The organism is Peribacillus frigoritolerans (assembly GCF_030676415.1).
In the GTDB taxonomy this organism is placed as follows: Bacteria; Bacillota; Bacilli; order Bacillales; family DSM-1321; genus Peribacillus; species Peribacillus frigoritolerans_A.
Window position 1 is genome coordinate 1 of sequence record NZ_JAUUTW010000048.1, and the last position, 12,408, is coordinate 12,408.

At 41.8% G+C, this 12,408-nt stretch carries 13 protein-coding genes, 9 tRNA genes and 1 rRNA gene; 21 read left to right on the forward strand and 2 right to left on the reverse strand.

Going from position 1 to position 12,408, the window contains the following annotated elements:
• Positions 1-145: 145 nt before the first annotated feature.
• The 11 genes from rrf to rocF all read left to right on the forward strand — a co-directional run bounded on the left by rrf (position 146) and on the right by rocF (position 2,311).
• Positions 146-261 (forward strand): 5S ribosomal RNA (gene rrf / locus Q8G36_RS26360).
• Positions 262-306: 45 nt separating this feature from the next.
• Positions 307-381 (forward strand) — tRNA-Asn (locus tag Q8G36_RS26365).
• A gap of 3 nt (positions 382-384) precedes the next feature.
• Positions 385-457, forward strand: a tRNA-Thr gene (locus tag Q8G36_RS26370).
• Positions 458-488: 31 nt separating this feature from the next.
• Positions 489-563 (forward strand) — tRNA-Glu (locus tag Q8G36_RS26375).
• A 17-nt stretch (positions 564-580) separates the two neighbouring features.
• Positions 581-656: transfer RNA gene (locus tag Q8G36_RS26380), tRNA-Val, on the forward strand.
• 15 nt (positions 657-671) lie between these two features.
• A tRNA-Thr gene (locus Q8G36_RS26385) sits at positions 672-747 on the forward strand.
• A gap of 18 nt (positions 748-765) precedes the next feature.
• A tRNA-Tyr gene (locus tag Q8G36_RS26390) sits at positions 766-849 on the forward strand.
• Positions 850-953: 104 nt separating this feature from the next.
• Positions 954-1,028, forward strand: a tRNA-Gln gene (locus Q8G36_RS26395).
• A 3-nt stretch (positions 1,029-1,031) separates the two neighbouring features.
• A tRNA-Gly gene (locus tag Q8G36_RS26400) sits at positions 1,032-1,103 on the forward strand.
• Positions 1,104-1,124: 21 nt separating this feature from the next.
• Positions 1,125-1,200, forward strand: a tRNA-Ala gene (locus tag Q8G36_RS26405).
• Positions 1,201-1,408: 208 nt separating this feature from the next.
• The gene (rocF, locus tag Q8G36_RS26410; protein ID WP_305162766.1) at positions 1,409-2,311 is read left to right on the forward strand and encodes an arginase; all 903 of its coding nucleotides are present in this window, start codon (positions 1,409-1,411) and stop codon (positions 2,309-2,311) included.
• 138 nt (positions 2,312-2,449) lie between these two features.
• On the opposite strand, the gene Q8G36_RS26415 is transcribed toward rocF, so the two are convergent.
• The gene (locus Q8G36_RS26415) at positions 2,450-2,635 is read right to left on the reverse strand and encodes an aspartyl-phosphate phosphatase Spo0E family protein (RefSeq protein WP_076372678.1); all 186 of its coding nucleotides are present in this window, start codon (positions 2,633-2,635) and stop codon (positions 2,450-2,452) included.
• A gap of 172 nt (positions 2,636-2,807) precedes the next feature.
• Between Q8G36_RS26415 and sigW the strand changes: the two genes are divergently transcribed.
• The 7 genes from sigW (at position 2,808) to Q8G36_RS26450 (ending at position 10,912) form a co-directional block, all read left to right on the forward strand.
• Positions 2,808-3,371, forward strand: a complete 564-nt coding sequence (gene sigW / locus Q8G36_RS26420) for an RNA polymerase sigma factor SigW (protein ID WP_305162765.1) — start codon at positions 2,808-2,810, stop codon at positions 3,369-3,371.
• A gap of 16 nt (positions 3,372-3,387) precedes the next feature.
• Positions 3,388-4,011, forward strand: coding sequence for an anti-sigma factor family protein (locus Q8G36_RS26425; RefSeq protein WP_063236210.1), 624 nt, complete (start codon positions 3,388-3,390; stop codon positions 4,009-4,011).
• A gap of 218 nt (positions 4,012-4,229) precedes the next feature.
• Positions 4,230-5,054: a diadenylate cyclase CdaA gene (gene cdaA, locus Q8G36_RS26430; protein WP_137020543.1), complete on the forward strand. Its 825-nt coding sequence runs from the start codon at positions 4,230-4,232 to the stop codon at positions 5,052-5,054.
• Positions 5,047-6,417, forward strand: coding sequence for a CdaR family protein (locus tag Q8G36_RS26435; protein WP_305162764.1), 1,371 nt, complete (start codon positions 5,047-5,049; stop codon positions 6,415-6,417). The genes cdaA and Q8G36_RS26435 overlap by 8 nt, the downstream gene beginning before the upstream one ends.
• A 55-nt stretch (positions 6,418-6,472) precedes the next feature.
• Entirely contained in the window at positions 6,473-7,822 is a 1,350-nt protein-coding gene (glmM, locus tag Q8G36_RS26440) for a phosphoglucosamine mutase (protein WP_305162763.1), read from the forward strand.
• A gap of 464 nt (positions 7,823-8,286) precedes the next feature.
• The gene (glmS, locus tag Q8G36_RS26445; RefSeq protein ID WP_305162761.1) at positions 8,287-10,089 is read left to right on the forward strand and encodes a glutamine--fructose-6-phosphate transaminase (isomerizing); all 1,803 of its coding nucleotides are present in this window, start codon (positions 8,287-8,289) and stop codon (positions 10,087-10,089) included.
• Positions 10,090-10,540: 451 nt separating this feature from the next.
• On the forward strand, positions 10,541-10,912 hold the full coding sequence (locus tag Q8G36_RS26450; protein WP_305162760.1) for an iron chaperone: 372 nt from the start codon (positions 10,541-10,543) through the stop codon (positions 10,910-10,912).
• A 161-nt stretch (positions 10,913-11,073) separates the two neighbouring features.
• Here Q8G36_RS26450 and Q8G36_RS26455 read toward each other — a convergent pair whose 3' ends face one another.
• On the reverse strand, positions 11,074-11,250 hold the full coding sequence (locus tag Q8G36_RS26455; protein WP_336622997.1) for an ATP-binding protein: 177 nt from the start codon (positions 11,248-11,250) through the stop codon (positions 11,074-11,076).
• 3 nt (positions 11,251-11,253) lie between these two features.
• Here Q8G36_RS26455 and Q8G36_RS26460 point away from each other — a divergent pair, with 3 nt between their 5' ends.
• From Q8G36_RS26460 to Q8G36_RS26470, 3 genes are read left to right on the forward strand one after another with little or no spacing between them, the layout of a single operon-like run.
• The gene (locus Q8G36_RS26460; RefSeq protein ID WP_370694127.1) at positions 11,254-11,490 is read left to right on the forward strand and encodes a HAMP domain-containing protein; all 237 of its coding nucleotides are present in this window, start codon (positions 11,254-11,256) and stop codon (positions 11,488-11,490) included.
• Between the two features lie 33 nt (positions 11,491-11,523).
• Positions 11,524-11,973, forward strand: coding sequence for a methyl-accepting chemotaxis protein (locus Q8G36_RS26465; protein ID WP_305162759.1), 450 nt, complete (start codon positions 11,524-11,526; stop codon positions 11,971-11,973).
• A 23-nt stretch (positions 11,974-11,996) separates the two neighbouring features.
• Positions 11,997-12,197: a hypothetical protein gene (locus tag Q8G36_RS26470; protein ID WP_305162757.1), complete on the forward strand. Its 201-nt coding sequence runs from the start codon at positions 11,997-11,999 to the stop codon at positions 12,195-12,197.
• Positions 12,198-12,408 lie beyond the last annotated feature (211 nt).

The following is a 12,408-nucleotide window of genomic DNA, read 5'->3' on the forward strand; positions in this document are numbered from 1 at the left end:
GATAGGTCAGAGGTGGAAGCGTGGCGACATGTGGAGCTGACTGATACTAATAGATCGAGGACTTAACCAACGCTTTAAAAAAATGAAATACCTTCTTATATTATCTAGTTTTGAAGGAATGAAAATTCTTCAAAAATGAATATAGTCTGGCAATGATGGCGAAGAGGTCACACCCGTACCCATTCCGAACACGGAAGTTAAGTTCTTCAGCGCCGATGGTAGTTGGGGGTTTCCCCCTGTGAGAGTAGGACGTTGCCAGGCTATTCATTTAAATCTTTAAATGGGTTTTAGGAAACATTATATTATTCCGCAGTAGCTCAGTGGTAGAGCATTCGGCTGTTAACCGAACGGTCGTAGGTTCGAGTCCTACCTGCGGAGCCATATGCTTCCATAGCTCAGTAGGTAGAGCACTTCCATGGTAAGGAAGAGGTCAGCGGTTCGAATCCGCTTGGGAGCTTCCCAATCTATCTATGAACACAAAACAGTTCGGCCCGTTGGTCAAGCGGTTAAGACACCGCCCTTTCACGGCGGTAACACGGGTTCGAATCCCGTACGGGTCACCATTTTAAATCATTAATCCGGAGGATTAGCTCAGCTGGGAGAGCATCTGCCTTACAAGCAGAGGGTCGGCGGTTCGATCCCGTCATCCTCCACCATTTTATTCTTTACTTGCCGGTGTAGCTCAACTGGTAGAGCAACTGACTTGTAATCAGTAGGTTGGGGGTTCAAGTCCTCTTGCCGGCACCATTTACAACCATATATTGCGGAGGGGTAGCGAAGTGGCTAAACGCGGCGGACTGTAAATCCGCTCCTTCGGGTTCGGCAGTTCGAATCTGCCCCCCTCCACCATTTTAATAAAATCCTGTGGATCAGTTATATATTCTCTGTATTGGGGAAATATATGATTACCACCTTTTTATTTTGTTGAACATTAATCATTGCATATCATATATTGGGCTATAGCCAAGCGGTAAGGCAACGGATTTTGATTCCGTCATGCGAAGGTTCGATCCCTTCTAGCCCAGCCATTTGCGGAAGTAGTTCAGTGGTAGAATACAACCTTGCCAAGGTTGGGGTCGCGGGTTCGAATCCCGTCTTCCGCTTAATATATTTTAAATCCCTTAGGGGCCTTAGCTCAGCTGGGAGAGCGCCTGCCTTGCACGCAGGAGGTCAGCGGTTCGATCCCGCTAGGCTCCACCATCAACTACATACACCAAAACTTACGTCTTAAGCCAAAAATGGTTTAAGACTTTTTTTTGTTTAAGACATAATTGGGTAAACTAATCCCCAGAAAGATATTTTTTCACGGAAAACATAAGTGATAAAAAAATGTGCATCTTTATACATGGAAATGTCGAGTTGAACCAATCGGCATATACGATATAAAATGATGGAAAGGGGGAATTGTATGTCTATTCAGAAAATTTCCGTCATCGGATTGCCTATGGACCTTGGTCAAGCAAGGCGGGGAGTGGATATGGGACCTAGTGCCATTCGCTGCGCAGAGATTGTCGAGCGTCTTGAAAAGTTGAATATAGAAGTAGAGGATTTAGGAGATATAATTGTAGGGCGTCCTGAAAATGCAGATGAGCCTGGGACAAATCTTAAAAACTTACCGCTTGTAGCAAAAGGTAACTCCCTGTTAGCTACAAGAGTTGATGAAATAATAGAAGGAGGTTCCTTTCCGCTTGTATTGGGAGGAGACCATTCAATAGCAATAGGTACACTGGCAGGAGTCGCAAAGCACTATGAAAATGTAGGTGTGATTTGGTACGACGCACATGGAGACTTAAATACGGAAAATACTTCACCATCAGGGAATATACACGGTATGCCCCTAGCTGTCAGTATTGGGATTGGACATCCGGACCTAATCAATATCCATGGTTTTGCCCCAAAAGTGAAACCGGAAAACATCGTAATAATTGGGGCAAGGTCATTGGATGAAGGGGAAAAAGAACTTATCCGTAAGAAAGGGATTAAAGTATTCACGATGCATGAGATCGACCGCATGGGAATGACACGGGTAATGGAAGAATGCATTGATTATTTAAGGGAAAGGACGGATGGGGTCCACCTTTCATTGGATTTGGATGGAGTTGACCCAGCAGATGCACCCGGAGTGGGGACACCGGTGATTGGTGGTATAAGTTATCGGGAAAGTCATTTGGCCATGGAAATGCTTGCGGAATCCAACTTGATTACATCAGCTGAATTCGTTGAAGTGAATCCCATTTTAGATGAGCGAAATAAGACGGCGATCGTTGCCGTGGCCCTAATGGGTTCGCTATTTGGAGAAAAGTTATTATAACTGAAAAAATAAAAGAAACAGTAACCGGCTTGTAATGGGTTACTGTTTTTTATATGCTAGAAGACGTAGGTTTATTTACCAGGGTGTATGTAACAGGAACATTTCTATAGATAAATGGTTGCAATCGTATATACATATTCACTTGAGGGCACGTCTGTCTGTAAGATCTCCATTTTTAGTTAAATGGATGTATTGGATGATTAAAGAATCCAGTTTGCTGCTAACTTCAACAACTTCATTATCCACCATCGAAGAACGGGACGCCAAAAACATCATTTTCTGTCTGTATTGTTCAATATGGTCTAAAATTTGTTCTGCAGTCATATAGAGAATCACTCCCTTGGATTTTACAATTTCTTACTATATAGCCCTGTTTTTTTTTTCTTAAACATAAAATGTAAAACTTTGTTAAAATTAATGTATTGAATTTTTGAAACCTTTCAGCTTGCGATTCGTAGTAATCGTATAGCCGCATGAGCGGGGGTAATACCGGAAAATGGATGCACTCATTAAAGAGAGAATTAATCAAGTATTAAAGGGAGACCATAATGCATTTGGGGAAATTGTCGAAATTTACAAGGACAAAGTTTTCCAAATATGTTTCAGGATGCTCGGAAACAGGCAAGAAGCAGAAGATTTGGCACAAGAGGCCTTTGTAAGGGCCTACGTAAATATTCGAAGTTTCAATATACAAATGAAATTTTCTACATGGTTATATCGGATTGCGACCAATCTTTGTATTGACCGGCTTCGCAAGAAAAAACCGGATTACTATTTAGATGCAGAGGTGGCAGGAACAGAGGGATTGAATATGTATTCCCAAATTGCATCGGATATGGCGAAACCCGAGGAAGAGGTTGAATCTTTAGAATTACAGGAAACCATTCAAGCGGAAATAATGAAATTGCCCGATAAATACCGATCGGTAATCGTATTGAAGTATATTGAAGAGTTATCTCTAAAGGAAATCAGTGAAATACTCGATTTGCCGGTCGGTACGGTTAAGACGAGGATACATCGCGGTCGGGAAGCCTTGCGTAAACAACTACGCCATTTATAAAAAGAAGGTGAGAAAAATGAACTGCCATGAGGAAATCATTGAATATATGCATGATTATTTAGATGAGGACATCAAACCGGAGCATAAAGAAGTTTTACGGGAGCACTTGCATAACTGTGCTGAATGCCGGGATTACTTTCATGAAATGAAAAAGGCGGTCGCTCTAGTACAAAGCACTTCCCATATAAAGGCCCCGGATGACTTTACAGCAAAGGTTATGGCTCAATTGCCAAAGGAAACGAAAACAACAGGTGCCAAACGTTGGTTCAAAAGCCATCCCTTCATGACAGCGGCAGCGATGTTCATCATATTGATGACAGGATCTGTTTTTTCCACTTATAATCAGGACGAACATTTCTCCGTATCAAAGCAGCCTAACTTAGTGGTCGAAGGTGAAACGGTGATTGTGCCTGAGGGTGAGACAATCAAGGGAAATGTGGTAGTTCAAAATGGTAACATTCAAATAGATGGTGAAGTAGAGGGAGACGTGACAGTCATAAATGGGCATAAATATATGTCTAAAGCAGGGAATGTGACTGGGAGCATCCATGTTATTGACCAAGCTTTTGAGTGGATGTGGTATAAAGTAAAGGACACTGCAACCTCGTTGGTTCCTGCTAAAGAGGAGAAAAAGGAATAAGGAATAGAAGCTGGGAGGGGGCATCGTTTTTCATTTACGGTGACTTCGCTCAGCTTTATTTTTTTAAGGGAAGGGAACCATTTTTCATGATTCGTTTTCCCTATGTAAATTTCTCATACTAGTTTTTAGATGTATCATTTAAAAAATGGTATACTATTAAGGTTATCGTATAAAGATTGTAATTGGTATTTGGAGTAATACTGACTGGAGGAAACAACATGTCTTTAACCAATTTGACTGTTTGGGACTATGTAGTAAATTTCATTGATATTCTCCTTGTATGGTTTGTGATATATAAATTGTTAACTATTATTCGAGGCACGAAGGCTATTCAGCTGCTAAAAGGAATTTTTGTAATTGTCATTGTAAAAAGCTTAAGCAACCTGTTTGGTTTCAATACACTCGGATGGTTAATGGCACAAGTCATGAATTGGGGAGTATTGGCGATTCTCGTCATTTTTCAACCTGAACTGAGAAGGGCACTTGAACAATTAGGACGCGGGAAGCTCTTTGCAAGGGGCACCGTTCCAGAAGAGAATCAGCAAGAGCGTTTAGTCGAAGAAATCCTAAAGGCGTCCACTTATATGGCAAAAAGGCGGATTGGAGCCTTGATTACTATAGAAAAAGGTACGGAGCTGGGGGATTATGTTGAAACGGGGATACCCCTAAAATCCTATATTTCTTCAGAACTGCTCATTAATATCTTCATCCCTAATACGCCGCTCCATGATGGCGCAGTTATTTTGCAAAATAACCAGGTGGCGGCTGCAGCTTGCTATTTGCCATTATCAGAGAGTCCATTCATATCAAAGGAACTTGGCACACGGCATAGGGCAGCCATAGGCATGAGTGAAGTTACGGATAGTCTTACGATTGTCGTTTCAGAAGAAACGGGAGGGATATCCGTCACTAAAAACGGGGAACTTTACCGGGATTTGAATCAAGAATCATTTAAGGCCATGCTTACAAGTGAACTGGTAGTGGAAAACATCAAATCAACTTCCTCAAGCATCTTTAACTGGAGGGGGAAAAAGAATGGATAAATTCACCAATAGCGCTTGGTTTATGAGAATCGTAGCTTTTGCCTTGGCAGCACTTTTGTTCATTTCCATTAACTTTGAGATGGAGTCGGATAAAAAATCACTTGGTTTATCGACAGCCCCTGAAATCAGTACGGAGACCATCGAAAATGTACCGGTTGAAGTGTACTATGACCGTGAGAATCTAGTGGTGAGCGGAGTACCCGAGACGGTTGATGTTACTCTTAAGGGAGCAAAAAGTCTCTTGATAAATGCGAAAAACCAAAGGGACTTTAAAGTGTATGTAGACCTTTCTGATCCTGCAATCTCAATGGGGGACAGAACTGTCACATTTAAAATAAGTGAGTTGAATGAAAAGTTAGTGGCGACGATCGATCCGGAATATGCGGAAGTCAACGTTCAGGAACGGGTGACGAAGGAATTCTCCGTTGAAGCAGAGTATAATAGCTCTTTACTTGAAGAGGGATATACCGCTGGTCAGCCAACAGTCAGCCCGAAAACTGTCAAAATAACGGGTGCTAAGGATGCAATTGAACAAATTTCCTATGTAAAGGCAAACCTTGAAATAAGTAAGGGACTTAACGAAACGGTGAACGGCAAGGCAACCGTTAAAGCCCTGGACAGGGACTTGAATAAGCTGGATGTGACGATCGAGCCATCTTCTGTTGCCGTTTCCTTAGAAGTGAGCATTCCTTCCAAGACGGTGTCGATAGCACCGAAGCAAACTGGCAAGGTAAAGGATGGCATCAGGATCACGAGTATAAGTGTCGAACCAAAAGAAGTCACCTTATTTGGTTCGGAAACGAGCCTGGAGAAAATAGATGAAATAAATCTTCCTGTAAATATCTCGAAAATTGATGGTGATACAGAACTGGAACTCGATCTCAATAAACCGGAAAGTGTACAAAAAATGTCCTTGGGTAAGGCACAGGTCAAGATTCGCACAGAGAAAGTTGATGTAGATGAAGAGAATGCAGAGCCAGTCGTAGAAGAGGAAGAACCAGAAACTGAACAAAAACAAGAAGAACCAGTAGTCGAAGAAGAAGAAGCAGAAGAAGAAGAAGAAGATAAGCCGGCTGCCATTGAGTCTAAAACTTTCAACAATATACAAATAGTGCCTGTGGGCATACAGGATGACCAAGATGCCGAATTGGAATCCGATGTAACTAGCATCACTTTGCTTGGTGAGGCGGATGATTTGAAGAAAATAACTAAAGACGACATTAATCTTACAGTAGATGTGAGTAATTTAGATGAAGGTACGCATGATGTGGATTTGGCGGTAACAGTGCCTGAGGGAGTGGATTGGGAACTGGATTCTAAAACGATTTCGGTCACCATCACACAAAAAGACGAAGAGACATGACTTCCTTTAACATCATCATTAATTTCAGTAACGATTCGAAGAAGGAGCGATAAAGATGGGTAAATATTTTGGAACAGACGGAGTAAGGGGTATAGCGAATAGCGAATTAACACCGGAGTTGGCATTTAAACTGGGCCGTTTTGGTGGCTACGTTCTTACTAGAAATACAGAGAAACCCAAAGTGCTGATAGGGCGCGATACTCGTATTTCAGGTGAAATGCTGGAAGGTGCGCTTGTTGCCGGTCTTTTATCCATAGGGGCTGAAGTGATGCGACTGGGTGTCATTTCGACACCGGGAGTTGCCTATTTAACAAAGGCCTTAAGTGCTGAAGCAGGTGTCATGATTTCCGCTTCGCATAATCCGGTAGCGGATAATGGCATTAAATTCTTTGGACCGGATGGGTTTAAGTTATCCGATGATCAAGAAGCGGAAATTGAAACACTATTAGATATGGAAAAGGATGAACTTCCACGCCCGGTTGGCGGAGATTTAGGCCATTTGAACGACTATTTCGAAGGAGGGCAAAAGTATCTCCAGTACTTGAAACAATCAGTGGATGAAGACTTTACAGGCATTCATGTTGCTCTTGATTGTGCACATGGGGCGACATCTGCCTTGGCCATGCATTTGTTTGCAGATCTTGATGCAGACATCTCTACAATGGGGGCATCGCCCAATGGCTTGAACATTAATGATAAGGTAGGTTCCACCCACCCTGAAGCACTTGCTGAATTCTTAAAAGAAAAAGGTGCGGATGTTGGACTTGCTTTCGATGGCGACGGAGACCGTGTCATTGCGATAGATGAAAAAGGAAATATAGTGGACGGCGACCAAATCATGTATATCTGTGCGAAATACTTGAAAGAAAATAACCGTCTGAAACAGGGAACGGTAGTTTCTACGATCATGAGTAACCTTGGTTTTTATAAAGGTCTTGAAGAGCATGGTATACAAAGCGCCCAGACGGCAGTGGGGGATCGCTATGTGGTCGAGGAGATGCGAAGAGGCGGCTATAACCTTGGCGGCGAACAATCCGGACATATCATCTTCCTGGATTATAACACGACAGGTGATGGCTTATTGACGGGCCTACAGCTTGTGAACATCATGAGTGATACCCAAAAAACCTTATCGGAGCTCGCTGGCGAGATGAAGAAATATCCACAAACGCTAATTAATGTCAGAGTTACCGATAAACACGCTGTAACCGATAATGAAAAGGTACAGGAAGTCATCAAGGCTGTCGAAGGGGAAATGAACGGAAACGGTCGTATTTTGGTGAGACCATCCGGTACTGAACCGCTAGTCCGTGTTATGGCTGAAGCACCGACAGCTGAGGAATGCACTAATTATGTAGATCGTATCGTCGCAGTTGTAAGAGCGGAAATGGGAATGAACGAATAACTAATCCTATGCATAAAAGGAACGAAATTTCCTTTTATGCATATTTTTATAAAGAAGTTCTTTTTTGTAGGTAAAGGTAATAAAGAATTGACCTATGTCCCTTGTTTAAGGTATGATTATCCTGATTTACAACTCATTTTTTGAAAATGGTTGTTTTAAAAAGGAGGGTAGGCAAGGAGAAATGGATTCACAAAAGCGCCTGAACTAAGTCTGGACGAGAAATGGCTTAGTTGACGAGGAGGAGGTTTATCGAATGATCGGCGGATACCTCCCGGCTGAAGTGCACAGCCGCAGTAATTCCAATCTTAAAACAGTAGGGCAACTTACTGCACAAAGGATTGGAAATGCACAATGGGAAAAAGTCCTTTAGGGCATTCCTTTATAAAAATATATATCAGAGATGAGGGGGCAGGGATGCCCCCGTGCATTCCTGTTCCCTCGAATCGGTTGGAGGAACAGAAATTATGTGTGGAATTGTTGGATATATTGGACTTAACGATGCAAAGGAAATTTTATTAAAAGGTCTTGAAAAACTTGAATATCGCGGTTATGACTCTTCAGGGATTGCTGTGAGAAATGAAGCAGGCGTGACAATCTTTAAGGAAAAGGGAAGAATCGCGGACTTACGTGCAGCCGTGGATGAAAATACTATGGCACATACTGGAATAGGACATACGCGCTGGGCCACCCATGGTGTGCCAAGCCGTGAAAATGCCCATCCTCACCAAAGTAATTCAGGTCGATTGACTTTAGTTCATAATGGGGTCATTGAAAACTATGCGATTCTAAAACGTGAATATTTGAAGGATGTTGCCTTTAAAAGTGAAACGGATACGGAAGTCATCGTTCAACTCATAGAGAAGTTCGTAAACGATGGTATGGAAGTGGAAGAGGCGTTCCGTCAAACACTCACTCTATTAGAGGGTTCATATGCCATCGCCCTATTGGATGCTGAAAACGATGAAACCATCTTAGTCGCAAAAAATAAAAGCCCGCTGCTAATCGGCGTCGGAAAAGACTTTAACGTTGTCGCTTCAGATGCAATGGCCATGTTGCAAGTCACAGATCAATTCCTTGAACTGATGGATAAGGAAATGGTTATCGTGACAAATGAAAAGGTAACGATCAAGAATCTTTCCAACGAAGAAGTTGTGCGTGCTCCATACACTGCTGAACTGGATGCAAGTGATATTGAAAAAGGTACGTATCCTCACTATATGCTCAAAGAAGTCGACGAGCAGCCAGCTGTCATACGTAAAATCATTCAAGCATACCAAAATGAAGAAGGTAAACTTGCAATCGATTATAGCATTACTGAAGCTGTAAGTGAGGCTGACCGTATTTATATCATTGCTTGCGGAACCAGCTATCATGCAGGGTTGATTGGTAAGCAATTCATCGAAAAAATGACTGAAATTCCGGTTGAGGTCCATGTAGCATCGGAATTCACTTACAATATGCCGTTATTATCGAAAAAACCGTTATTCATCTTCATTTCACAAAGTGGTGAAACTGCAGATAGCCGTGCCGTGTTAGTGGCCATTAAAGCGCTTGGCCATAAAGCCCTGACCATCACGAACGTACCTGGCTCTACATTGTCACGTGAAGCGGATTATACGCTCTTGCTGCATGCTGGCCCTGAAATTGCCGTTGCCTCTACAAAGGCTTACACAGCTCAAGTGGCGGTCTTATCGATCTTAGCAAATGTAACTGGCCAATTCCGTAACATGGAGTATGGTTTCGACCTTGTAAAAGAGCTTGGAATCGTCGCGACGGCAATGGAAGCCCTCTGTGATTCGAAAGAAGAGATGGAAGACATTGCCCGTGAATATTTATCCGTTACGAGAAACTGCTTCTTCATCGGACGTTCCCTTGACTACTATGTTGTGCTTGAAGGGGCCCTTAAGCTGAAGGAAATTTCATACATCCAGGCGGAAGGCTTTGCTGGCGGAGAACTTAAACATGGAACGATCGCCTTGATTGAAGAAGGTACACCTGTCATAGCACTGGCTACGCAAGCAGGCGTCAACCTAAGCATCCGTGGTAATGTAAAGGAAGTGGTTGCCCGAGGCGCCAACCCTTGCATCATTTCCATGAAGGGGCTTGAAGAAGAGGATGACCGTTTCGTCATCCCGGAAGTGAATGAACTATTAACACCCCTTATCTCTGTTATCCCGCTGCAGCTCATTGCTTACTACGCAGCCTTGCACCGCGAATGTGACGTGGATAAACCACGTAATCTTGCGAAAAGTGTAACGGTTGAGTAAGTTTGAATGAATGCAATGTATGTTTTTGTGATTTTAAATAAAGTTTGACTGTTTATAAAAAGTTGCACCGTTTCACCCCTTTGGCTATGATTAGCCAAAGGGGTGTTTTTTTATGTCTAAAAGAACGATAACCTCTCAAGCTGACAAGTGATTTAAAGCAGGCTGAGGAATAGGCATCGGTGTGCAGTGTAAATAAAGTCGTTTAATGCAATCTATCAAATCCATCGGTAGGTAATCACGGCATCTTTAAAAGCAAAATTAGCGCAGGCTTACAAACGATTGATTTCCTATGATGGATTGTTGTTGAAAGAAAAGACGATTGGAAGATGGCGATTTAATTCATATGGATGATGATACGGATGAGGTTGGGAATGGTTCAATTGATGAAATGGTTTATTGGCATGAATAATTAAATCTTCAAAAATAATTCTTGATTTTAGGAGAGAATGACATGGAAGTTTTTGCTGAATTTTTAGCGAATATTGATAACCCGCAACATAGGGACCGAACGGAAGAAGTTTTGGCTTGGGTAACTAAGAAATTTCCAAATTTAATGCCGAAAATTGCGTGGAATCAGCCTATGTTTACTGATCATGACACATATATTATTGGCTTTAGCGTAGCCAAACATCATTTGGCTGTTGCCCCTGAAAAGGCAGGGATTGATCATTTTTCTGAAGATATTGTGCAGGCTGGCTATGATCACACTAAGCAGTTGGTACGTATCAAGTGGGATAGTCCGGTTGATTACTCCTTACTTGAAAAAATGATCGAGTTTAATATTTTGGATAAGGCAGACTGTTCAACTTTTTGGCGGAAATGAAAAAATTGGATTAAGGGTGAATTGAACCCCGAATAGGTTCACTTACTTTTTTAAAAGTGTTTTAAGCAAACTTTATTCTAAACCAACAAATAGATTTTATTTAAAAACAGCTGCCATTGCAGCTGTTTTTTATTACTATGGATTTAAAATAAACTTCGAAATCACAAAACCCTTGACGAAATAGGAAGCAGAATGGTGAAAGTCATTCCCTTTTCGAGCTCACTTTTTACGGATGTGGTCCCTTCATGCATATCAATCAATCTTTTCACGATCGATAGACCTAAACCATCGGGAAAAAGATCTCGGGACCCGTTAATGAACTTGTTGGTTACACGAATGAAATGGCAAAAGGGGACTTAAGTAAATCGATTCCCGTTGGTAGACAGGATGAGATTGGCGGTCTGTCAAATGGATTCGAAGATACGAGATTAAGTTTGGCCCATATTATCCAGAATGTCCGTGAACACGCTCAAACGATGAATCAAACGACAGTTTCCATTCAGCAATCCTTTGAAGAAATGGTAGAATACTATGGCCAGATAGTAACGGGGACAACGGAAGAAGCAAAAGCTTCATAAGAACGTGCTCATCATATTGATCGGATTTCCAATATGATCAGTGACTTAACGGATACAATCCGTTTAATGAACGAACAAACGAAAGAAATGAATGAATTTACTATGCATACGAATACAATTGCTGAACAAGGAAGTAAACAAGTGCAAGATGTAACGGGCCAGATGGATAAAATCATGGAAAACGGCCAAGCGAATAAAGCCAATTTGGTAAGCCTGGAAGAGGATGTAGTGAAGATAAATGAAGTGATTGGCTTAATAAGGGTGATTGCTTCTCAAACGAACCTGCTATCCCTGAATGCTTCCATTGAAGCGGCACGGGCGGGTGATGCCGGCAGGGGTTTTGCCGTAGTGGCTCAAGAGGTGCAAAAATTGGCTGTGCAAACAGATGAATCCATCGATATTTTTCAGAATCCATTATGCGGATTAATGAACAAACAGCCAAAGTCATCCAAAATAATGATGAGAGTTTTCAGGATATATTAAATGGTGTTTCCTAGTGGGGAACAATGGCGAGATTTAATAAGATATTCGAATCCGTAGAGAAATTGCTGAAAGGCACAGAACAATTAGCCGCCCATTCGAAAAAAATCAATGAGTCTTCGGATGAAAGCCTGGCATCCATTCAGGAAATTGCGGCGATTTCAGAAGAAGGAGTCGCAACAACGGAGCAAATTTCTCGGCAGCTGCAATTCAACAAAGTGCCATAATGACTGGATTGAAGGAAAAAAATGAAGATTTAGCAAAAGAATCGGCCATTTTAGAAGAAATGGTAGAAAAGTTCATTACCGAAAAATAAATATTTACAAAAAAATTTCGTTATACAAGAGGTTTTTGTTTGGATGAATGCATGGTGAGAGTTCATGGTAAGCCATTGGCAGTAATAGATAGAGACGCTTTGGTTACTGCTTAATTTTCAGT